The organism is Pseudomonas sp. EA_15y_Pfl1_P101, assembly GCF_963970835.1.
GTDB classification, from domain to species: Bacteria; Pseudomonadota; Gammaproteobacteria; order Pseudomonadales; family Pseudomonadaceae; genus Aquipseudomonas; species Aquipseudomonas tritici.
In genome coordinates this window covers 161,395-182,632 of sequence record NZ_CAXAPA010000014.1, presented here as the reverse complement: position 1 = coordinate 182,632, position 21,238 = coordinate 161,395, and the positions used below count along the sequence as shown (strand labels likewise).

The 21,238-nt window shown below is 58.9% G+C and carries 18 protein-coding genes; 15 read left to right on the top strand and 3 right to left on the bottom strand.

The features are described 5' to 3' along the window. Positions 1 to 195: 195 nt before the first annotated feature. Positions 196 to 2,466 carry an ATP-dependent Clp protease ATP-binding subunit ClpA gene (clpA, locus tag AACY36_RS21670; protein ID WP_339417863.1) on the bottom strand — a complete coding sequence of 757 codons (2,271 nt, stop codon included), beginning with the start codon at positions 2,464 to 2,466 and terminating at the stop codon, positions 196 to 198. Between the two features lie 29 nt (positions 2,467 to 2,495). Then, positions 2,496 to 2,864 (bottom strand): ATP-dependent Clp protease adapter ClpS, encoded by a 369-nt coding sequence (gene clpS / locus AACY36_RS21665; RefSeq protein ID WP_101271708.1) that lies wholly within the window; start codon positions 2,862 to 2,864, stop codon positions 2,496 to 2,498. Between the two features lie 224 nt (positions 2,865 to 3,088). On the opposite strand from clpS, the gene cspD reads away from it, so the two are divergent. Further along, complete coding sequence (gene cspD / locus AACY36_RS21660; RefSeq protein WP_370467904.1) at positions 3,089 to 3,379, top strand: cold shock domain-containing protein CspD; 291 nt, start codon at positions 3,089 to 3,091, stop codon at positions 3,377 to 3,379. Positions 3,380 to 3,460: 81 nt separating this feature from the next. Here cspD and icd read toward each other — a convergent pair whose 3' ends face one another. Beyond that, a complete protein-coding gene (icd, locus tag AACY36_RS21655; protein WP_339417871.1) occupies positions 3,461 to 4,717 on the bottom strand; it encodes an NADP-dependent isocitrate dehydrogenase in 1,257 nt (418 codons plus the stop codon). A gap of 495 nt (positions 4,718 to 5,212) precedes the next feature. Here icd and AACY36_RS21650 point away from each other — a divergent pair, with 495 nt between their 5' ends. From AACY36_RS21650 to nuoF, 14 genes are all read left to right on the top strand, one after another. Then, positions 5,213 to 7,438, top strand: coding sequence for an NADP-dependent isocitrate dehydrogenase (locus AACY36_RS21650; protein ID WP_339417873.1), 2,226 nt, complete (start codon positions 5,213 to 5,215; stop codon positions 7,436 to 7,438). Between the two features lie 222 nt (positions 7,439 to 7,660). After that, complete coding sequence (locus AACY36_RS21645) at positions 7,661 to 8,107, top strand: NUDIX hydrolase (protein WP_339417875.1); 447 nt, start codon at positions 7,661 to 7,663, stop codon at positions 8,105 to 8,107. Positions 8,108 to 8,165: 58 nt separating this feature from the next. Then, positions 8,166 to 9,290 (top strand): tRNA 2-thiouridine(34) synthase MnmA, encoded by a 1,125-nt coding sequence (gene mnmA, locus AACY36_RS21640; protein ID WP_339417876.1) that lies wholly within the window; start codon positions 8,166 to 8,168, stop codon positions 9,288 to 9,290. Further along, the gene (hflD, locus tag AACY36_RS21635; protein WP_065872067.1) at positions 9,287 to 9,910 is read left to right on the top strand and encodes a high frequency lysogenization protein HflD; all 624 of its coding nucleotides are present in this window, start codon (positions 9,287 to 9,289) and stop codon (positions 9,908 to 9,910) included. Before mnmA ends, hflD begins: the two co-directional genes overlap by 4 nt. A 125-nt stretch (positions 9,911 to 10,035) precedes the next feature. Beyond that, positions 10,036 to 11,406 (top strand): adenylosuccinate lyase, encoded by a 1,371-nt coding sequence (gene purB / locus AACY36_RS21630; RefSeq protein WP_032889684.1) that lies wholly within the window; start codon positions 10,036 to 10,038, stop codon positions 11,404 to 11,406. Positions 11,407 to 11,489: 83 nt separating this feature from the next. Further along, complete coding sequence (locus AACY36_RS21625) at positions 11,490 to 12,656, top strand: ribosomal protein uL16 3-hydroxylase (protein ID WP_049712673.1); 1,167 nt, start codon at positions 11,490 to 11,492, stop codon at positions 12,654 to 12,656. Next, positions 12,649 to 13,071 carry a GNAT family N-acetyltransferase gene (locus tag AACY36_RS21620; RefSeq protein ID WP_339417882.1) on the top strand — a complete coding sequence of 141 codons (423 nt, stop codon included), beginning with the start codon at positions 12,649 to 12,651 and terminating at the stop codon, positions 13,069 to 13,071. The genes AACY36_RS21625 and AACY36_RS21620 overlap by 8 nt, the downstream gene beginning before the upstream one ends. 151 nt (positions 13,072 to 13,222) lie before the next feature. Then, positions 13,223 to 13,960 (top strand): secretin N-terminal domain-containing protein, encoded by a 738-nt coding sequence (locus AACY36_RS21615; RefSeq protein WP_339417884.1) that lies wholly within the window; start codon positions 13,223 to 13,225, stop codon positions 13,958 to 13,960. Positions 13,961 to 14,450: 490 nt separating this feature from the next. Beyond that, positions 14,451 to 15,776, top strand: coding sequence for an isocitrate lyase (gene aceA, locus AACY36_RS21610; protein ID WP_339417886.1), 1,326 nt, complete (start codon positions 14,451 to 14,453; stop codon positions 15,774 to 15,776). A gap of 589 nt (positions 15,777 to 16,365) precedes the next feature. Next, positions 16,366 to 16,779 (top strand): NADH-quinone oxidoreductase subunit A, encoded by a 414-nt coding sequence (locus tag AACY36_RS21605; RefSeq protein ID WP_003219575.1) that lies wholly within the window; start codon positions 16,366 to 16,368, stop codon positions 16,777 to 16,779. Between the two features lie 10 nt (positions 16,780 to 16,789). Beyond that, positions 16,790 to 17,464, top strand: a complete 675-nt coding sequence (locus AACY36_RS21600; protein ID WP_012724951.1) for a NuoB/complex I 20 kDa subunit family protein — start codon at positions 16,790 to 16,792, stop codon at positions 17,462 to 17,464. 73 nt (positions 17,465 to 17,537) lie between these two features. Then, positions 17,538 to 19,322 (top strand): NADH-quinone oxidoreductase subunit C/D, encoded by a 1,785-nt coding sequence (gene nuoC / locus AACY36_RS21595; RefSeq protein ID WP_065872063.1) that lies wholly within the window; start codon positions 17,538 to 17,540, stop codon positions 19,320 to 19,322. Between the two features lie 2 nt (positions 19,323 to 19,324). Next, positions 19,325 to 19,822: an NADH-quinone oxidoreductase subunit NuoE gene (gene nuoE / locus AACY36_RS21590; protein WP_049712670.1), complete on the top strand. Its 498-nt coding sequence runs from the start codon at positions 19,325 to 19,327 to the stop codon at positions 19,820 to 19,822. Further along, entirely contained in the window at positions 19,819 to 21,174 is a 1,356-nt protein-coding gene (gene nuoF, locus AACY36_RS21585; RefSeq protein ID WP_065872061.1) for an NADH-quinone oxidoreductase subunit NuoF, read from the top strand. The genes nuoE and nuoF overlap by 4 nt, the downstream gene beginning before the upstream one ends. Positions 21,175 to 21,238 lie beyond the last annotated feature (64 nt).

Genomic DNA, 21,238 nt, shown 5'->3' with positions numbered 1-21,238 from the left:
CCACTCGGGTGCTGACACACCAGTGCTGGCTACGGCCTTTGCCCCGCACGCGTTCTATAACCTTACGATGAACCAGTTTGATGCGCGACAGCGCTACGTCGAAGATGTAGTGGGGCCTCCCACATTTAATCTCCTTCGTTTTCAAGACAGCAAAAAGGCGCCTTTCGGCGCCTTTTGCTTTGTTGCGGTCAGCTATCAGGCCATTTCAGCCGTGGTTTCGAACTCGAAGGCCAGCTCGCCGTCCTTCAGGTCGATGTGCACCACGCCACCATGGTCGGAAAGCTCGCCAAACAGGATCTCTTCGGCCAGCGGCCGCTTGATCTTGTCCTGGATCAGACGCGCCATCGGGCGTGCGCCCATTGCCGCATCGTATCCGCCTTCGGCGATCCAGCTGCGCGCCGCTTCCGAGACTTCCAGTTGCACGCGCTTGTCTTCCAACTGCGCCTGGAGCTCGGTGAGGAACTTGTCCACCACACTTTTGATGACCTCATGGCTGAGGCGACCAAACTGGATAATAGTATCCAGGCGGTTGCGGAACTCCGGCGTAAAGCTTTTCTTGATCACTTCCATGGCATCAGAAGAGTGATCTTGATGACTGAAGCCAATCGAAGCCCGCGCGGCCGTTTCGGCACCGGCGTTGGTGGTCATGATCACGATCACGTTGCGGAAGTCCGCTTTGCGCCCGTTGTTGTCGGTCAGGGTCCCGTGGTCCATCACCTGCAGCAGCAGGTTGAAGACTTCCGGGTGGGCCTTCTCGATTTCATCGAGCAGCAACACGCAATGCGGCTGCTTGGTGATCGCCTCGGTCAACAGGCCGCCCTGGTCGAAACCGACATAGCCCGGAGGCGCGCCGATCAGACGCGACACGGTGTGCCGCTCCATGTATTCGGACATGTCGAAGCGCACCAGCTCGATGCCCATGGCCTTGGCCAACTGCCGCGCCGCTTCGGTCTTGCCGACGCCGGTCGGGCCTGCGAACAGGAACGAACCGACAGGCTTGTCCGGCGACTTGAGGCCAGCACGCGATAGCTTGATCGCGGTGGACAGCGCATCGATGGCCGCATCCTGGCCAAAAACGGTGAGCTTGAGGTCGCGCTCCAGGTTGCGCAGCAGCTCCTTATCGGAACTGTTGACGTGTTTAGGTGGAATCCGCGCGATCTTCGCCACGATGTCCTCGACTTGAGGCACGTCGATGCGTTTCACACGCTTCTCGACCGGCTGCAGGCGCTGGTAAGCCCCCGCCTCGTCAATCACGTCGATCGCCTTGTCCGGCATGTGCCGGTCATTGATGTAGCGCGACGCCAGCTCAGCCGCCGCACGCAGGGCCTCATCGGTGTACTCGATGCCATGGTGCGCTTCGAAGCGCCCCTTGAGCCCGCGCAGGATGCCGATGGTGTCTTCGACCGAAGGCTCGGACACATCGACTTTCTGAAAGCGACGCGCCAGGGCACGGTCTTTCTCGAAGATGCCGCGAAATTCCTGGAACGTGGTCGAGCCGATGCAACGGATATCACCCGAGGATAACAACGGCTTGAGCAGGTTGGAGGCATCCATCACCCCACCGGAGGCGGCACCGGCACCAATGATCGTGTGGATTTCGTCGATGAACAGAATCGCCTGCGGGCGTTTTTTCAGCTCGCCGAGCAACGCCTTGAAGCGCTTCTCGAAATCGCCCCGGTACTTGGTCCCGGCGAGCAAAGCGCCGAGATCAAGGGAGTAGACGACGCTGTTGGCCAGCAGGTCTGGCACCTGGTTATCCACGATGCGCTTGGCCAGGCCTTCGGCGATCGCGGTTTTACCCACGCCCGCCTCACCCACCAGCAACGGGTTGTTCTTGCGACGACGCGCGAGGATCTGCGCCACGCGCTCAACTTCCAGCTCTCGCCCCACCAGCGGATCGATCCGCCCCTGGCGCGCCAGTTCATTGAGGTTGCTGGCATAGGCATCCAGTGGATTGCCCGAAGAAGAAGACTCACCACCCTCTTCGTCCTGCATCTCCTGCTCACCCTCGGAATGATCGCCGTGCCCAGGCACCTTGGAGATACCGTGGGCGATGTAGTTGACGACATCAATACGGGCAACGCTCTGCTGTTTCAGCAGGAACACTGCCTGGCTTTCCTGCTCGCTGAAAATCGCCACCAGCACGTTGGCGCCTGTGACTTCACGCTTACCGGAGCTCTGCACGTGGAAAACAGCACGTTGAAGCACCCGCTGGAAGCCCAGGGTTGGCTGGGTTTCACGGTCTTCATCGTGGACGGGAATAAGTGGCGTCGTGGAGTCGATAAACTCCTGCAGGTCATGCTTGAGTTTGTCGAGGTTAGCGCCGCACGCACGCAGAACGGTGGCGGCAGCTTCGTTATCCAAAAGTGCCAGCAGCAGGTGTTCGACGGTCATGAATTCATGACGCTTCGAACGGGCCTCCTTGAAGGCAAGATTGAGGGTGACTTCGAGCTCGCGGTTTAACATAGCTTCACCTCATACCCAAGTGGTCGGCGTTAACCGTCCTTCTCGATTTCACAGAGTAGCGGATGCTGGCTTTCCCTGGCGTACTGGTTGACCTGCATGGCCTTTGTCTCGGCGATGTCGCGGGTAAACACTCCACATACTGCCCGTCCTTCTGTATGAACGGCCAGCATTACCTTGGTGGCCAACTCGCGGTTCAGGTTAAAAAACACCTCGAGCACTTCGACGACGAAATCCATCGGTGTGTAGTCATCATTGAACAAAACCACCTTGTACATCGGCGGCGCCTGTAAAGCAGGCTTGGCCTCCTGAACAGCAATGCCTGCAGAACCGTCGTCATCATGTTCATGATCCGGTCGATCCTGATTGAATGTTAGTCGAATCTGGCTGTTTGCATGCATGGAAAGAAAGGTTCGTCAGTGGTTCAAATACAGTGGTGGGGGCGACCTGTCAGAATTTCAACTCTGACCGACTGGTCGCCTTGACTATCGGCAAATCGGTGTTACAACCAATAGAACCCACAGTGGGTAAAAAAGGTCCGCGCAGTCAACCTTATTTATTCGGGTTAGGACGGATAAACTGGATGATACTCCAGTGATGGAGTCTGGTGCAGAGGGATATGGGTATGTCTGGCGTCAAGATCAATGGAAAGAAAAAGGGCAAGGTCAAGTGGTTCAATAATGCCAAGGGGTACGGCTTCATTATTGAAGACGGCAAGGATGATGACCTTTTCGCGCACTACTCAGCGATCGAAATGGACGGGTACAAGACCCTGAAAGCGGGCCAAGCGGTAAGCTTCGAGATCATTCAAGGACCAAAAGGGCTGCACGCCGTGGGAATCTCTGCCGCTAAGGTTGATGCGCCTGAAAAACCAGCCACATCAAACGCTCCCAGCCAAAAAACGTTAACGACCTAAAAGCCCCTGAGTGCGAATATTGCAATGAAAAAACCGGTCAACTCAACCCAATGAGGTGACCGGTTTTTTTGTGCCCTTCCTTTACATATGCGAAATCAACGCATCGCCGAAGGCCGACGAAGACAGCAACTTGGCGCCCTCCATCAAGCGATGGAAGTCATAAGTCACTGTCTTGGCCGAAATGGCACCATTGGTGCCCTTGATGATCAAGTCCGCCGCCTCGATCCAGCCCATGTGGCGCAACATCATTTCCGCCGACAGAATCAGCGAACCCGGGTTGACCTGGTCCTTGCCCGCGTATTTCGGCGCAGTACCATGGGTAGCCTCGAACATCGCCACGGTGTCGGACAGGTTCGCGCCCGGCGCAATACCGATTCCGCCCACTTCTGCCGCCAAAGCATCGGACAGATAGTCACCGTTGAGGTTGAGAGTCGCAATCACGTCGTACTCAGCCGGACGCAACAGGATCTGCTGGAGCATGGCGTCCGCAATGGCATCCTTGACGACTACATTCTTGCCAGTCTTCGGGTTCTTGAACTGCATCCAAGGGCCGCCATCGAGCAGCGTTGCGCCGAATTCTTTTTCAGCAATACCGTAGGCCCACTCCTTAAAGGCGCCTTCAGTAAACTTCATGATGTTGCCTTTGTGCACGATAGTCAGCGAGTCGCGATCGTTGTCCACTACGTACTGGAGAGCTTTGCGCGCCAGACGCTCAGTGCCTTCCTTGGAGACCGGCTTCACGCCAATCCCGCAATCCTGATCGAAACGGATCTTGGTCACACCCATTTCTTCCTTCAGGAACTTGATCACCTTGATCGCCTCGGGCGAACCGGCCTTCCACTCGATCCCGGCGTAAATATCTTCGGAGTTCTCGCGGAAGATGGTCATGTCCACATCGCCAGGCTTTTTGACTGGGCTGGGCACACCTTCGAACCAGCGCACCGGACGCAAACACACGTAAAGGTCGAGTTGCTGGCGCAGGGCCACGTTCAACGAACGGATGCCGCCACCGACCGGCGTGGTCAGTGGGCCCTTGATGGACACCACGTAATCCTTGACCGCATCCAGGGTTTCCTGGGGCAGCCAGGTGTCTTGGTCGTAGACCTGGGTGGCTTTCTCGCCAGCGTAAACCTCCATCCACGAGATCTTGCGCTTGCCGCCGTAAGCCTTTTCAACAGCTGCGTCGACCACCTTGATCATCACCGGACTGATGTCGACGCCGATACCGTCACCTTCGATATAAGGGATGATCGGTTGGTCAGGAACATTGAGAGAATGGTCTGCATTGACGGTGATTTTGTCGCCGACTGCCGGAACCTGAATCTTCTGGTATCCCATGCTGAACTCCATCTATGGATTAAACATCTGGCTGCGTTCGAGCCTACTCCAGATAAATGACGACTGAAACCTCACGCCAGGCTCATTTGCATCGAAAACAGCACATTTAGTCGCCTACAAGCTTGAAAGCAAAGGTAAAAGCGCCAATCTTGAGCACAACGTACGACTTTAGGTGCAACGTGGTACCTGCGACCTTTAGACCAATGGACGACACACCTTTTGTATGAAGGCTCGGCGTAAGCATAGCGACCTATGTATAATGCCGCCGCTGACCAAAGAGTCACGACAGCCGACCGCTCTAGAACAGATGCCCTCGGCTCGCAAAGCAGGACTATTACAATAGTCCACCCGCTTGACGCTCGACTGATGCAACCCAACATCACCGCGAAGAAACCTCGACATTTCGCTCATGGATGACTTTGAACGAACGCGCTCCACCCGGCGCATCTCGAGTTTCTGCGCACGCTTTCAGCAAAGAAGAGAGTTAATCCGAATATGCCCACCCGCTCGAAGATCATCTATACCTTCACCGACGAAGCCCCGGCCCTCGCCACCTATTCACTGCTGCCTATCGTAGAGGCCTTCACCGCTTCCGCTGATATTGCCGTGGAAACCCGCGACATCTCTCTCGCCGCGCGCATCCTCGCAAGCTTCCCCGAGCAACTGGGCGCCAAGGCTATCGCGGACCACCTCGCCGAACTGGGCGACCTGGCCGTTACGCCTGAAGCCAACATCATCAAACTGCCTAACATCAGCGCCTCGACCCCGCAGCTGCAAGCCGCGATCAAGGAACTGCAGGCCCAGGGCTACGCCCTGCCGGACTACCCGGAAACCGTAACCACCGACGCGGAAAAAGAAACCCGTGCACGTTACGACAAGGTCAAGGGCAGCGCCGTGAACCCGGTACTGCGCGAAGGCAACTCCGACCGCCGCGCACCGCTGTCGGTCAAGAACTACGCACGCAAGCACCCGCACAAAATGGGCGCCTGGGCTGCCGACTCCAAGTCGCACATTGCTCACATGAACAGTGGCGACTTCTACGGCAGCGAAAAAGCCGTACAGATCGAAGGTGCTGATGCCGTCAAAATCGAGCTGATCGCTCAAGACGGCACTGCGACCGTCCTGAAGGAAAAAACCTCGGTACAGGCTGGCGAAATCATCGACACCGCCGTACTGAGCAAGAAAGCCCTGCGCAGCTTCATCGCCGCTGAAATCGAAGACGCCAAGAAACAAGGCGTACTGCTGTCGGTTCACCTGAAAGCCACCATGATGAAGGTCTCCGACCCGATCATGTTCGGCCAGATCGTTGCCGAGTTCTATAAAGACGCCCTGGCCAAGCACGCGACCGTGCTGGAGCAGATCGGCTTCAACTTGAACAACGGCATCGGCGACCTGTACGCACGCATCAAGGCCTTGCCGGCTGACCAGCAAGCGCAGATCGAAGCTGACATCCAGGCGGTCTATGCCGCTCGCCCTGCCCTGGCGATGGTCAACTCCGACAAAGGCATCACCAACCTGCACGTGCCGAGCGACGTCATCGTCGACGCCTCGATGCCTGCCATGATCCGTGACTCCGGCAAAATGTGGGGCACCGACGGCCAGTTGCACGACACCAAGGCTGTGATCCCGGATCGCTGCTACGCCACCATTTACCAAGCCGTCATCGAAGACTGCAAGGCCAATGGCGCGTTCGACCCAACCACCATGGGCAGCGTGCCAAACGTTGGCCTGATGGCGAAGAAAGCCGAAGAGTACGGTTCCCACGACAAGACGTTCCAGATCAAAGCTGACGGCGTAGTCCGCGTCACCGACGGCAAGGGCAGCCTGTTGATGGAACAGAAAGTCGAGGCTGGCGACATCTTCCGCATGTGCCAGACCCAAGACGCGCCGATCCAGGACTGGGTCAAACTGGCCGTCAACCGTGCCCGCGCCAGCAACACCCCGGCCATTTTCTGGCTGGACCCACAGCGTGCACACGATGGCGTCGTGGTCGAGAAAGTTCAGGCTTACCTGAAAGACCACAACACCGAAGGCCTGGACATCCGCATCATGTCGCCCGTCGACGCGATGAAGTTCACCCTGGAGCGCACCCGCAAGGGCCTGGACACCATCTCGGTGACGGGTAACGTGCTGCGTGACTACCTGACCGACCTGTTCCCGATCATGGAGCTGGGCACCAGCGCCAAGATGCTGTCCATCGTGCCGCTGATGAACGGCGGCGGCCTGTTCGAAACCGGCGCTGGCGGTTCGGCCCCGAAACACGTTCAGCAACTGGTCGAAGAGAACTTCCTGCGCTGGGACTCCCTGGGCGAGTTCCTGGCCCTGGCCGCCTCCCTTGAGCATTTGGGTGTGACGTACAACAACCCGAAAGCCCTGGTACTGTCCAAGACCCTGGACCAGGCCACCGGCCAGTTCCTCGACAACAACAAGTCGCCATCGCGCAAAGTCGGCAACATCGACAACCGCGGCAGCCACTTCTACCTGGCGCTGTACTGGGCTCAAGCCCTGGCCGCTCAGACCGAAGACACTGCACTGCAAGCGCAGTTTGGCGAATTGGCAAAAACCCTGACCGCGAACGAAGCAACCATCGTTGCCGAACTGAACGCCGTACAGGGCAAGCCAGTGGACATCGGCGGCTACTACGCGCCAAGCCCTGAGCTGACCAGCAAGGCCATGCGTCCGAGCAACACGTTCAATGCAGCAATTGCCAAGTTGAAGTAAGGTTGTAAGGATGCAAAGAAGCCCCGGCCTTGTGCCGGGGTTTCTGTTCCTGGACTCTGCGGCTTTGCTGAAGAAACCGGATCAAAATGTGAGAGTGGGCTTGCTCGCGAATGCGGAGTGCCAGTTGCCCGATGCCTATCTGACCCATTGCATTTGCGAGCAGGCTCACACTGACTGCAATCCTGACTAAAGACCGCACCGCGCCATGAATCGAGGTTTTGAATGACCTGGCAACCCCACATCACCGTCGCCACCCTTGTCGAAGACAACGGCCGCTTCCTGATGGTCGAAGAGCTCAAGGGCGGCCGCGCCGTACTCAACCAGCCCGCCGGCCACCTCGACCCGCATGAAACCCTGACCGAAGCCGCCGTGCGCGAAACCCTTGAAGAAACCGGCTGGGACGTCGAAGCCACCGGCATCGTCGGCATCTACCTGTACACCGCCCCCAGCAATGGTGTGACTTACCAGCGTGTGTGCTTTACCGCCAAAGCCCTGAAACACCACCCGGGCTATCAACTCGACGAAGGCATCATCCGCGCCCGCTGGCTGACCCGCGACGAATTGATGGACCTGCGCGACAGCTGGCGCAGTGAGCTGATCATCCGCTGTATCGACGATTATCTGGCCGGCCAGCGGCACAGTCTCGAATTGATCCGCCCTTCTCTTTAGCCTTGAAGGCTCGGGCCTGATAGAATCGCGTCCTTTTTCAAGACACCCGTTGAAACCTATGCGTGATCCAGCCCCTTCTGACACCCAAAAGAAGCGCGTCATCGTCGGCATGTCCGGCGGCGTGGATTCTTCCGTTTCCGCCGTTCTGCTCATGGAGCAGGGTTATGAGGTGGAAGGCCTGTTCATGAAGAACTGGGAAGAAGACGATGGAACGGAATATTGCACCGCCATGGACGACCTGGCGGATGCCCAGGCCGTGTGTGACAAGATCGGCATCAAGCTGCACACCGCCAACTTTGCCGCCGAGTACTGGGACAACGTGTTCGAGCACTTCCTGGCCGAATACAAGGCCGGCCGCACGCCGAACCCGGACATCCTGTGTAACCGTGAAATCAAGTTCAAGGCGTTCCTCGACTACGCGATGATGCTCGGCGCCGATCTGATCGCCACGGGTCACTACGTGCGCCGCCGCGACATCGAGGGGCGCACCCAACTGCTCAAGGGCCTGGACCCAAACAAGGACCAGAGCTACTTCCTGCACGCCGTCGGCGGTGAACAGATCGCCAAGACCCTGTTCCCCGTGGGCGAACTGGAAAAGCCCGAAGTGCGCAGGATCGCCGAGAAACACGGCCTGGCCACCGCCAAAAAGAAGGATTCGACCGGGATCTGCTTTATCGGCGAGCGCCGCTTCAGCGACTTCCTCAAGCAATACCTGCCGGCGCAACCGGGCGAAATCAAAACCACCGAAGGCGACGTCATCGGCCGTCACCATGGCCTGATGTACCACACCATCGGCCAGCGCCAGGGCCTGGGCATTGGCGGCTTGAAAGACGCCAGTGAGGAGCCGTGGTACGTGCTGGTCAAAGACCTGGAACACAACGTGCTGATTGTTGGCCAGGGCAACGAACATCCATTGCTGTTCTCCGGCGCCCTGCTCGCCTCTGAAATCTATTGGGTCAACCCGATCGACCTGAGCACCCCGCGCCGCTTGACCGCCAAAGTGCGCTATCGCCAAAGCGACCAACCATGCACCCTGGAAAAAACCGCTACTGGCTACCGCGCAACCTTTGATGACCCGCAACGCGCGGTCACCCCTGGCCAGTCCGTGGTGTTCTATGACGGCGAAATCTGTCTGGGCGGCGGCGTGATTGAAGTCGCGCAAGCCTGGAGCAACCCGGCATGAGCCCGACCCAGGAGCAATTGACGGCACTCGGCGGGGTTTTCCTCGCCGCAGTACTGGTGGACAAGATCGCCAAGACTGGCCAAGTCACCGAGGCAGGCCTGACCTGCATGCTCGGCAGCTTGTTGATCCGCGACCCCAAGGACACCCTGGAAGTCTACGGGGGTGACGATATCGCGCTGCGTGAAGGTTACCGCGCCCTGATCGGCGCCCTGGAGCGCGACCCCAGCACCTTGCAGCGCGAGCCATTGCGCTACGCCCTGTCGATGCTCGGCCTTGAGCGTCAACTGGCCAAGCGTGAAGACATGCTCGAGGTCATCGGCAAGCGCCTGCCACAGATTCAGTCCCAGGTGGAACACTTCGGCCCAGCCCACGAAAACGTGGTCGCGGCCTGCGGCGCGCTGTACCAGGACACCTTGAGCACCTTGCGCCAGCGAATCCAGGTGCACGGCGACATGCGCAACCTGCAACAACCGAACAACGCCTCGAAAATCCGCGCCCTGCTCCTGGCCGGTATTCGCTCGGCGCGGTTGTGGCGCCAGCTGGGCGGTCATCGTTGGCAGTTGGTGATCAGTCGTCGCAAATTGCTCAAAGAGCTTTACCCGTTGATGCGCAACGAATAAGTCGCACCAGCAGGCCATTTTCAAGCCGTTACGCGTAATACGCCGGTCAGTTGGCAACGGACCGGCGGATTTTTTCATGTATGATACGCGCCCCATTTCGTTGCCCGACTGTCCGAGAACACCCCATGCAGCTTTCTTCGCTCACTGCGGTTTCCCCTGTTGACGGCCGCTACGCCGGCAAAACCCAGGCCCTGCGCCCTATTTTCAGCGAATACGGTCTGATCCGTGCTCGCGTACTGGTTGAAGTGCGCTGGCTCCAGCGCCTGGCCGCTCACCCTGCCATCAGCGAAGTGCCGGCGTTTTCCGCCGAAGCCAACGCTGTGCTCAACACCCTGGCGGAAAACTTCTCCCTGGAGCACGCCGAGCGTGTGAAAGAGATCGAGCGCACCACCAACCACGACGTCAAAGCCATCGAATACTTGCTGAAAGAGCAAGCGGCGAAGCTGCCGGAATTGGCCCAGGTCAGCGAGTTCATCCACTTTGCCTGCACCAGCGAGGACATCAACAACCTGTCCCACGCCCTGATGCTGCGCGAAGGCCGTGATGACGTCATGCTGCCGCTGATGCGCCAGACCGCTGAAGCCATCCGCGAACTGGCTATCCGTTTCGCCGATGTGCCGATGCTGTCGCGCACCCACGGCCAGCCGGCATCGCCAACGACCTTGGGCAAAGAACTGGCCAACGTGGTGTACCGCCTGGAGCGCCAGATCGCTCAGGTCGCAGCCGTGCCCCTGCTGGGCAAGATCAACGGCGCCGTAGGCAACTACAACGCCCACTTGTCTGCCTACCCTGAGATCGACTGGGAAGCCAACGCCCGCGCCTTCATCGAAGACGAACTAGGCCTGGGCTTCAACCCGTACACCACGCAGATCGAACCGCACGACTACATTGCCGAGCTGTTCGACGCCATTGCGCGCTTCAACACCATCCTGATCGACTTCGATCGCGATATCTGGGGCTACATCTCCCTGGGCTACTTCAAGCAACGCACGATTGCCGGTGAAATCGGTTCGTCGACCATGCCGCACAAGGTCAACCCGATCGACTTCGAAAACTCCGAAGGCAACCTCGGCATCGCCAACGCGCTGTTCCAGCACCTGGCCAGCAAGTTGCCGATCTCCCGCTGGCAGCGCGACCTGACGGACTCCACCGTACTGCGCAACCTCGGTGTGGGCTTTGCTCACAGCGTGATCGCCTACGAAGCCAGCCTCAAAGGCATCAGCAAGCTTGAGCTCAACGCGCAGAAGATCGCCGCTGACCTGGACGCGTGCTGGGAAGTCCTGGCCGAGCCAATCCAGACCGTGATGCGCCGCTACAACATCGAAAACCCTTACGAGAAGCTGAAAGAGTTGACGCGCGGCAAGGGCATCAGCCCCGAAGCACTGCAAACTTTCATCGACGGCCTGGACATGCCAGCCGCGGCCAAGGCCGAGCTGAAACTGCTGACCCCGGCCAACTACATCGGCAACGCTGTAGAGCAAGCCAAGCGCATCTGATTACCGCATGCCCCTTGAGACGCCCGGCCGCGCCGGGCGTTTTTATTTCAGTCTGAAAAGTGCATTTTTTCAATAGGTTACAAATGAATCCTGATATTCCTCTTCAACTTCTGGGCGGCATCACGGCACGGGAATTCCTGCGGGACTACTGGCAGAAAAAACCATTGCTGATCCGTCAGGCCATCCCTGATTTCGAAAGCCCGATCGACGCCGATGAACTGGCCGGCCTGGCCCTGGAAGAAGAAGTCGAATCGCGCCTGGTGATCGAACACGGCGAGCGTCCGTGGGAACTGCGTCGTGGCCCGTTCGCTGAAGACGCCTTCAGCACCCTGCCCGAACGTGAGTGGACCCTGCTGGTGCAGGCCGTCGACCAGTTCGTACCGGAAGTGGCCGAGCTGCTGGAGCAGTTCCGCTTTCTGCCGAGCTGGCGCATCGACGATGTGATGATCAGCTTTGCTGCCCCGGGTGGTAGCGTTGGTCCGCACTTCGACAACTACGATGTGTTCCTGCTGCAAGCCCAGGGCAAGCGCAACTGGAAGATCGGCCAGATGTGCAGCTCCGAAAGCCCGCTGCTGCAACACGCTGACCTGCGCATCCTCGCCGAATTTGAAGAAAGCGCCGAATGGGTCCTGGAACCGGGCGACATGCTCTACCTGCCGCCGCGCCTGGCGCACTTCGGCATCGCCGAAGATGACTGCATGACCTACTCGGTCGGCTTCCGCGCGCCAAGCGCTGCTGAAGTGCTGACCCACTTCACCGACTTCCTGGCCCAGTACCTGACCGACGAAGAGCGTTACACCGACGCCGACGCCCAACCCGTCAGCGACCCGCACCAGATCCAGAGCGACGCCCTCGACCGCCTCAAGAGCCTGCTGGCCGAGCACATGAGCGACGAGCGCATGCTGCTGACTTGGTTCGGCCAGTTCATGACCGAGCCACGCTACCCGGAACTGGTGGCCGGCGAAGAAGTGGGCGAAGAAGACTTCATCAGCAGCCTGCAAGACGGCGCGATCCTCGTGCGCAACCCGAGCGCGCGTATGGCCTGGTCGGAAGTGGACGACGACGTGCTGCTGTTCGCCAGCGGGCAAAGCCGTTATTTGCCGGGCAAACTGCGCGAATTGTTGAAGCTGATCTGCGCCGCCGACGCCTTGCACGCTGAAAACCTCGGCCCATGGCTGGCGGATGAAGACGGTCGCGACCTGCTGTGCGAATTGGTCAAGCAAGGCAGCCTGGGATTTGCCGATGAATAAGATTCACGTACGTGTCGCGGACTGGCGAATGGATATCGACGAGATTCGGCGCATTCGTGAAGCGGTGTTTATCGCTGAACAATCGGTTCCACCTGAGCTGGAGTGGGACGCTGACGACGCTGGCGCCATGCACTTTCTAGCATTTGAAGGCGACTTTCCTATCGGCACTGCTCGCCTGCTGCCCAGCGGCGAGATTGGTCGCGTATCAGTGCTCAAGGACTGGCGCGGACTGAAGGTCGGCGACAAGCTGATGGAAGCTGTGATCGGCGAGGCCGAGAAACGCGGCCAGACCAAGCAGTTTCTGAGTGCACAGGTTTATGCTGCGCCGTTCTATGAGCGGTTGGGTTTCAAGATTGTCAGTGATGAATTTCTTGAAGTCGGGATTCCGCATGTGGATATGGTGCGCGGGGACTGATCCGAAACCGCGTCGCCTGCGATAGCGATATCAGCAACACCAAAAATGCCCTGCCATGCCAGGGCATTTTGCCGTCCAGAATTCAATTTGCGACCCGCCAGGCCGACAAACTGGCAAACTCAAGCCCAAATGACTCGCAGAGATCACGGACATGTCCCTACGCACCCTGCTCACCGCCGTTCTCCTGACCACCAGCTTCGCGGCTGTGGCCGACACTGAAGTCGTCAACCTGAGCAACCGCACCAGCGCCGACCTGCTGCCTGTGGCACAGAACTTCATTGGCAAGGACGGCACCGTCAGTGCCTACGGCAACCAACTGATCGTTAACGCTGACCCCGCCAAGATCCAGGACTTGCGCGCCCTGCTCTCGCAACTGGACACCCCGACCAAGCGTTTGCTGATCACTGTCGACACCAACGAAAGCAATCAGCAGAACAGCGGCGACAGCCAGACCCGCATCATCAGCTACGGCACGACCAGCCGCGACGGCGGTATCCAGCAGATCCAGGCCAGTGAAGGTGTACCCGCCTTGATCCAGGTGGGTCAAAGCGTACCGCTCACTACCACCCAGCAAGACAGCTATGGTCGCCCGCAAAACCAGACCCAGTACCGCAACGTCACCCAGGGCTTCTACGTCACAGCCAGCGTCACCGGTGAAACCGTGCACCTGGCAATCAGTACCAACCGTGACCGCATGAGCCAGGAACGTCCCGATGTAGTGAACGTACAAAGCACCGACACAACCGTCAGTGGGCAGTTGGGTGAGTGGATTACCCTGGCCGGCATCAATCGCCAGACCCAGGCCGACAAATCCTCTACAACCCGCAGCTACTCTACTCAGGGCCGCGACGACCTGACAGTGCGAGTCAAGGTCGACACCCTGAACTGAAGCACCAAAAACTGACTGATGAGTCGTATTAGACTAAAGATGTAGTGCTGCAAAAAAATCACTACAAAACATTTGACGATCCAAAAAAGCATGGGCATGATGGCCTCGCTCCCGCTGATCAGGGGCCCTGGCAAGGGCCTTCGGATCGCTGCTCTAAGCTACCCACCTGAGCCGATTCGTGTCTGTACCGCCCACAAGGTGTGTTTGACGAGGTTGCGACTGGAACGAAGTTGTCCCGAGGGACGGAAGCTAACCAGGTAACCCGGCTACACGCTGCTGAACACCTAAGGGCCCACGACGCCTGAAGACTGTTCCTGGTCTGCCTTTACCTGCTCCCCCCTCTCGCCAATCGTTCATCCCGTCGCATTCCCCGCCAGACCCGACATGACCGCCTAAGCTTCTGGTCAGCGAGCAGCCCTGCCCACGCATTGAATGCAGGGCTGGCAAATGGATTTTTCCACCACACGAAGACGCGACGAGGTTTACTCCCATGGCACTGACACGCGAACAGCAAATTGCAGCCCTCGAGAAAGACTGGGCTGAAAACCCACGCTGGAAAGGCGTGACCCGCGCTTATTCCGCTGCTGACGTCGTCCGCCTGCGTGGCTCGGTTCAACCTGAGCACACCTTTGCAAAACTCGGCGCCGAGAAGCTGTGGAACCTGGTCACCCAAGGTGCCAAGCCTTCCTTCCGTCCCGACAAAGATTTCGTCAACTGTATGGGCGCCCTCACTGGCGGCCAGGCAGTCCAACAGGTCAAAGCCGGCATCCAGGCAATCTACCTGTCCGGCTGGCAAGTGGCGGCGGACAACAACTCCGCTGAATCCATGTACCCCGACCAATCGCTGTACCCGGTGGATTCGGTTCCAACCGTGGTCAAACGCATCAACAACTCGTTCCGTCGTGCCGACCAGATCCAATGGAAAGCCGGTAAAGGTCCGGGCGACGAAGGCTACATCGACTACTTCGCACCCATCGTGGCTGACGCTGAAGCCGGTTTCGGCGGCGTACTGAACGCCTACGAGCTGATGAAGAGCATGATCGAGGCAGGCGCTGCCGGCGTGCACTTCGAAGACCAGCTGGCTTCGGTGAAGAAGTGCGGCCACATGGGCGGCAAGGTACTGGTGCCAACCCAGGAAGCCGTACAGAAGCTGACCGCTGCTCGCCTGGCCGCTGACGTTGCCGGCACACCGACCATCATCCTGGCGCGTACCGATGCCAACGCCGCTGACTTGCTGACCTCCGACTGCGACCCGTACGACAAGCCATTCGTGACCGGCGAACGTACCCAGGAAGGTTTCTACAAGGTTCGCGCTGGTCTCGACCAGGCAATCGCCCGCGGCCTGGCCTACGCGCCGTACGCTGACCTGATCTGGTGCGAAACCGCCAAGCCGGACCTGGACGAAGCCCGTCGTTTCGCCGAAGCGATCAAGAAGGAATACCCGGACCAACTGCTTTCGTACAACTGCTCGCCGTCCTTCAACTGGAAGAAAAACCTGGACGACGCGACCATTGCCAAGTTCCAGCGCGAACTGTCCGCCATGGGCTACAAGCACCAGTTCATCACCCTGGCCGGCATTCACAATATGTGGCACAGCATGTTCAACCTGGCGCACGACTACGCCCGCAACGACATGACCGCTTACGTGAAGCTGCAGGAGCAGGAATTCGCTGACGCCGCCAAGGGTTACACCTTTGTGGCGCACCAGCAGGAAGTGGGCACCGGCTACTTCGACGACATGACCACCGTGATCCAGGGCGGCACCTCGTCCGTGACCGCGCTGACCGGTTCGACCGAAGAAGAGCAGTTCCACTAAGTATCGAGTACACGGCCACTGCGTAACCGTTCAAAAGCTAAACGCAGTGCCGCACAACAATCACGCCCCGACTGGTTCGGGGCGTTTTTTTGCCCACTAAAATCCCCCTGACGATAAAAGTCAAAATCTGTGTGGGCTTGCTCGCTCCCACAAGGGAATGCATCCAGCCTGAAGACTTAGTGCAAAACATTGATCCAGAGCGGTATTCGCCTCGATCAAATCGGTTAAAAGATCCCCATCAGCAACTAAGTGCCCATCCAGCAAGTAACAACAACTCCCGCGCCACACGAGAAACATTCGCTTAAACCCCACGCAAACAATATTCATTATCATTTGACCCATGAAAACTTCTTTACAGGTTAAACAAAACACATTTGATTAAATGCCTGCTAATGCCCGCCCCATAAGGGCTACAGCCCCACGAAGGTGCACTATGTGCTTATTCCTTCGAATAATTTCGCTATCGGAATTTTACTTGCCCGGTGTTTAGCCATAAAATCACCGCGATTGATTGCAGTGCGACATATCGTCACTGCATCGTTACTTTTTCGAGCTCAGAGACCTTTGCTCTCTGTTAAGGATTTCTAGCATGACCGAAGCGACAGGACTCATGGCCCACAACTGGGGCTTTGCCATTTTCCTCCTCGGTGTTGTCGGCCTTTGCGCCTTCATGCTCGGCGTCTCCAGCCTCCTCGGGTCAAAAGCCTGGGGCCGTAGCAAAAATGAACCGTTCGAGTCCGGCATGCTGCCTACAGGTGGCGCCCGCTTGCGGCTATCAGCCAAATTCTATCTGGTCGCGATGCTCTTCGTGATCTTCGATATCGAAGCCCTTTTTCTCTTTGCCTGGTCTGTGTCCGTCCGCGAAAGCGGCTGGACCGGATTCGTCGAAGCCCTCGTTTTCATAGCAATTCTGTTGGCAGGCCTTGTCTACTTGTTCCGAGTGGGCGCCCTTGATTGGGCTCCGGAAGCTCGGCGTAAGCGGCAAGCGAAGCTGAAACAATGAGGCTTTGGCGATGCAATACAATCTCACCAGGATCGACCCGGATGCTCCTAACGATCAGTACCCTATCGGCGAACGGGAAACCGTTTCCGATCCGTTAGAAGATCAAGTCCACAAAAACATCTACATGGGCAAGCTGGAAGACGTGCTGAGTGGCGCGGTCAACTGGGGGCGTAAAAACTCCCTGTGGCCGTACAACTTCGGTCTGTCCTGCTGCTACGTGGAAATGACCACCGCCTTCACGGCGCCCCACGATATCGCGCGCTTTGGCGCCGAAGTTATCCGGGCATCGCCGCGTCAGGCGGATTTCATGGTTATCGCCGGTACCTGCTTTATCAAGATGGCGCCGATCATTCAGCGTCTCTACGAGCAAATGCTCGAACCAAAGTGGGTTATTTCCATGGGTTCGTGCGCCAACTCCGGTGGCATGTACGACATCTACTCAGTGGTTCAAGGGGTGGACAAGTTCCTGCCCGTGGACGTCTACGTGCCTGGCTGCCCGCCCCGCCCTGAAGCGTTCTTGCAAGGCTTGATGCTGTTGCAGGAATCGATTGGCAAGGAGCGTCGCCCGCTTTCCTGGGTCGTCGGCGATCAAGGCGTGTATCGCGCCGAGATGCCGTCGCAAAAGGAACAGCGCCGCGAACAGCGTATCGCAGTCACCAACCTGCGCAGCCCCGACGAAGTCTGATCCAGCACCGCTTCTTTTATAGAACGAAAACCTGGCTTCATTCTTTACGTTGACCGAAAGCGATAAAAAAACCATGACTACAGGCAGCGCTCTGTACATCCCGCCTTATAAGGCAGACGACCAGGATGTGGTCGTCGAACTCAATAACCGTTTTGGCCCTGACGCCTTCACCGCCCAGGCCACACGCACTGGGATGCCGGTGCTGTGGGTGGCGCGCGCCAAGCTCGTCGAAGTCCTGACCTTCCTGCGTAACCTGCCCAAGCCGTACGTCATGCTCTATGACCTGCATGGCGTGGACGAGCGTCTGCGCACCAAGCGTCAAGGCCTGCCGAGCGGCGCCGATTTCACCGTGTTCTATCACCTGCTGTCGATCGAACGTAACAGCGACGTGATGATCAAGGTCGCGCTGTCCGAAAGCGACCTGAGCGTACCGACCGTGACCGGCATCTGGCCGAACGCCAGCTGGTACGAGCGTGAAGTCTGGGACATGTTCGGTATCGACTTCCCGGGCCACCCGCACCTGACGCGCATCATGATGCCGCCCACCTGGGAAGGTCACCCGCTGCGCAAGGACTTCCCTGCCCGCGCCACCGAATTCGACCCGTACAGCCTCAACCTCGCCAAGCAACAGCTTGAAGAAGAGGCCGCACGCTTCCGTCCGGAAGACTGGGGCATGAAGCGTTCAGGCACCAACGAGGACTACATGTTCCTCAACCTGGGCCCGAACCACCCTTCGGCTCACGGTGCCTTCCGTATCATCCTGCAACTGGACGGCGAAGAAATCGTCGACTGCGTGCCGGACATCGGCTACCACCACCGTGGTGCAGAGAAGATGGCCGAACGTCAGTCGTGGCACAGCTTCATCCCGTACACCGACCGTATCGACTACCTCGGCGGCGTGATGAACAACCTGCCGTACGTGCTTTCTGTCGAGAAGCTGGCCGGCATCAAGGTTCCGGACCGCGTCGACACCATCCGCATCATGATGGCCGAGTTCTTCCGGATCACCAGCCACCTGCTGTTCCTGGGTACCTATATCCAGGACGTTGGCGCCATGACCCCGGTGTTCTTTACCTTCACCGACCGTCAGCGCGCCTACAAGGTCATCGAAGCCATCACTGGCTTCCGCCTGCACCCGGCCTGGTACCGCATCGGCGGTGTGGCCCACGACCTGCCGAACGGCTGGGAGCGCCTGGTCAAGGAGTTCATCGACTGGATGCCCAAGCGTCTGGACGAGTACCAAAAGGCAGCGCTGGACAACAGCATCCTCAAAGGCCGTACCATCGGCGTCGCCCAGTACAACACCAAAGAAGCCCTGGAATGGGGCGTCACCGGTGCTGGCCTGCGTTCGACCGGCTGCGATTTCGACCTGCGTAAAGCGCGCCCCTACTCCGGCTACGAGAACTTCGAATTCGAAGTCCCGCTGGCGGCCAACGGTGATGCCTACGACCGTTGCATCGTGCGCGTCGAAGAAATGCGCCAGAGCCTGAAGATCATCGAGCAGTGCATGCGCAACATGCCGGCCGGCCCGTACAAGGCGGATCACCCGCTGACCACGCCGCCGCCGAAAGAGCGCACGCTGCAGCACATCGAAACCCTGATCACGCACTTCCTGCAAGTTTCGTGGGGCCCGGTAATGCCGGCCAACGAATCCTTCCAGATGATTGAAGCGACCAAGGGTATCAACAGTTACTACCTGACGAGCGATGGCGGCACCATGAGCTACCGCACCCGGATTCGTACGCCAAGCTTCCCGCACTTGCAGCAGATCCCTTCGGTGATCAAAGGCGAGATGGTCGCGGACTTGATTGCGTACCTGGGTAGTATCGATTTCGTTATGGCCGACGTGGACCGCTAAGCATGAATAGCACGCTTATCCAGACAGACCGTTTCACCCTGAGTGAAACCGAGCGCTCGGCCATCGAGCACGAGCTGCATCACTACGAAGACCCGCGCGCGGCGTCGATCGAAGCCTTGAAGATCGTCCAGAAGGAACGTGGTTGGGTGCCTGACGGCGCTCTCTACGCCATCGGCGAGATGCTCGGCATCCCCGCCAGCGACGTTGAAGGCGTGGCGACGTTCTACAGCCAGATCTTCCGCCAGCCGGTGGGTCGCCACATCATTCGCGTGTGCGACAGCATGGTCTGCTACATCGGCGGCCACGAGTCTGTGGTCAGCGAGATCCAGAACAAGCTGGGCATCGGCCTCGGCCAAACCACCCCGGACGGCCGCTTCACGCTGCTGCCGGTGTGCTGCCTGGGCAACTGCGACAAGGCGCCGGCGTTGATGATCGACGACGACACATTCGGTGACGTACAGCCTGCTGGCGTGACCCAATTGCTCGAGGGCTACCCATGACCCTGACATCTTTCGGCCCGGCCAACCTGATCAAGCGTTCGGCCGAGACTCACCCGCTGACCTGGCGCCTGCGTGACGACGGCGAGCCGGTGTGGCTCGACGAGTACCAGGCCAAGAACGGTTACGCCGCTGCGCGCAAAGCCTTCGCCGACATGGCCCAGGACGATATCGTCCAGACCGTGAAAGACGCCGGCCTTAAAGGCCGCGGCGGTGCAGGCTTCCCCACGGGTGTTAAGTGGGGCCTGATGCCCAAGGACGAATCCATCAACATCCGCTACCTGCTGTGCAACGCGGATGAGATGGAGCCGAACACCTGGAAAGACCGCATGCTGATGGAGCAACTGCCCCATCTGCTGATTGAAGGCATGCTGATCAGCGCCCGCGCGTTGAAAACCTACCGTGGCTACATCTTCCTGCGTGGCGAATACACCACCGCCGCCAAGCACCTCAACCGTGCGGTGCAGGAAGCCAAGGCCGCAGGCCTGTTGGGCAAGAACATCCTCGGTTCGGGTTTCGACTTCGAACTGTTCGTGCATACCGGCGCCGGGCGTTATATCTGCGGTGAAGAAACCGCACTGATCAACTCCCTCGAAGGCCGCCGCGCCAACCCGCGCTCCAAGCCGCCCTTCCCTGCCGCCGTGGGCGTGTGGGGCAAGCCGACCTGCGTGAATAACGTAGAAACCCTGTGCAACGTGCCGGCGATCATCGCCGACGGCGTCGACTGGTATAAATCGTTGGCCCGCGAAGGCAGCGAAGACATGGGCACCAAGCTCATGGGGTTCTCCGGCAAGGTCAAGAACCCTGGCCTGTGGGAGCTGCCGTTCGGCGTGACCGCACGCGAGCTGTTCGAGGATTATGCCGGCGGCATGCGCGACGGCTACACCTTGAAAGCCTGGCAGCCAGGCGGCGCCGGTACCGGTTTCCTGCTGCCTGAGCACCTCGACGCGCAAATGTATGCCGGCGGCATCGGCAAGGTGGGCACCCGGATGGGTACCGGCCTGGCGATGGCGGTCGACAACACGGTCAACATGGTTTCGTTGCTGCGCAACATGGAGCAGTTCTTCGCGCGTGAATCGTGCGGTTTCTGCACGCCATGCCGCGACGGTCTGCCATGGAGCGTGAAGCTGCTGATGGCGCTGGAAAATGGGGAAGGCCGCGAGGGTGATATCGAAACCCTGCTCGGCCTGGTCGGCTTCCTTGGTCCAGGCAAGACCTTCTGTGCTCACGCACCGGGCGCCGTGGAGCCATTGGGCAGCGCAATCAAATACTTCCGCTCGGAGTTCGAAGCCGGCATCGCGCCTACCAGCGCCGCCGTCCCGCCTCTGGCAAGGCCGATCGTAGTCGGCGCGTAACGCTTTAAAAGGCGAAGGGTCCGTGCCCTTCGCTTTCTCATGTGCTGACGCCTTTAGGGCTGTG

Excerpts from the sequence above, each read along its gene's own strand:
- clpA (WP_339417863.1), bottom strand. The coding sequence starts at position 2,466 with ATGTTAAACCGCGAGCTCGAAGTCACCCTCAATCTTGCCTTCAAGGAG.
- clpS (WP_101271708.1), bottom strand. The coding sequence starts at position 2,864 with ATGCATGCAAACAGCCAGATTCGACTAACATTCAATCAGGATCGACCG.
- cspD (WP_370467904.1), top strand. The coding sequence starts at position 3,089 with ATGTCTGGCGTCAAGATCAATGGAAAGAAAAAGGGCAAGGTCAAGTGG.
- icd (WP_339417871.1), bottom strand. The coding sequence starts at position 4,717 with ATGGGATACCAGAAGATTCAGGTTCCGGCAGTCGGCGACAAAATCACC.
- AACY36_RS21650 (WP_339417873.1), top strand. The coding sequence starts at position 5,213 with ATGCCCACCCGCTCGAAGATCATCTATACCTTCACCGACGAAGCCCCG.
- AACY36_RS21645 (WP_339417875.1), top strand. The coding sequence starts at position 7,661 with ATGACCTGGCAACCCCACATCACCGTCGCCACCCTTGTCGAAGACAAC.
- mnmA (WP_339417876.1), top strand. The coding sequence starts at position 8,166 with ATGCGTGATCCAGCCCCTTCTGACACCCAAAAGAAGCGCGTCATCGTC.
- hflD (WP_065872067.1), top strand. The coding sequence starts at position 9,287 with ATGAGCCCGACCCAGGAGCAATTGACGGCACTCGGCGGGGTTTTCCTC.
- purB (WP_032889684.1), top strand. The coding sequence starts at position 10,036 with ATGCAGCTTTCTTCGCTCACTGCGGTTTCCCCTGTTGACGGCCGCTAC.
- AACY36_RS21625 (WP_049712673.1), top strand. The coding sequence starts at position 11,490 with ATGAATCCTGATATTCCTCTTCAACTTCTGGGCGGCATCACGGCACGG.
- AACY36_RS21620 (WP_339417882.1), top strand. The coding sequence starts at position 12,649 with ATGAATAAGATTCACGTACGTGTCGCGGACTGGCGAATGGATATCGAC.
- AACY36_RS21615 (WP_339417884.1), top strand. The coding sequence starts at position 13,223 with ATGTCCCTACGCACCCTGCTCACCGCCGTTCTCCTGACCACCAGCTTC.
- aceA (WP_339417886.1), top strand. The coding sequence starts at position 14,451 with ATGGCACTGACACGCGAACAGCAAATTGCAGCCCTCGAGAAAGACTGG.
- AACY36_RS21605 (WP_003219575.1), top strand. The coding sequence starts at position 16,366 with ATGACCGAAGCGACAGGACTCATGGCCCACAACTGGGGCTTTGCCATT.
- AACY36_RS21600 (WP_012724951.1), top strand. The coding sequence starts at position 16,790 with ATGCAATACAATCTCACCAGGATCGACCCGGATGCTCCTAACGATCAG.
- nuoC (WP_065872063.1), top strand. The coding sequence starts at position 17,538 with ATGACTACAGGCAGCGCTCTGTACATCCCGCCTTATAAGGCAGACGAC.
- nuoE (WP_049712670.1), top strand. The coding sequence starts at position 19,325 with ATGAATAGCACGCTTATCCAGACAGACCGTTTCACCCTGAGTGAAACC.
- nuoF (WP_065872061.1), top strand. The coding sequence starts at position 19,819 with ATGACCCTGACATCTTTCGGCCCGGCCAACCTGATCAAGCGTTCGGCC.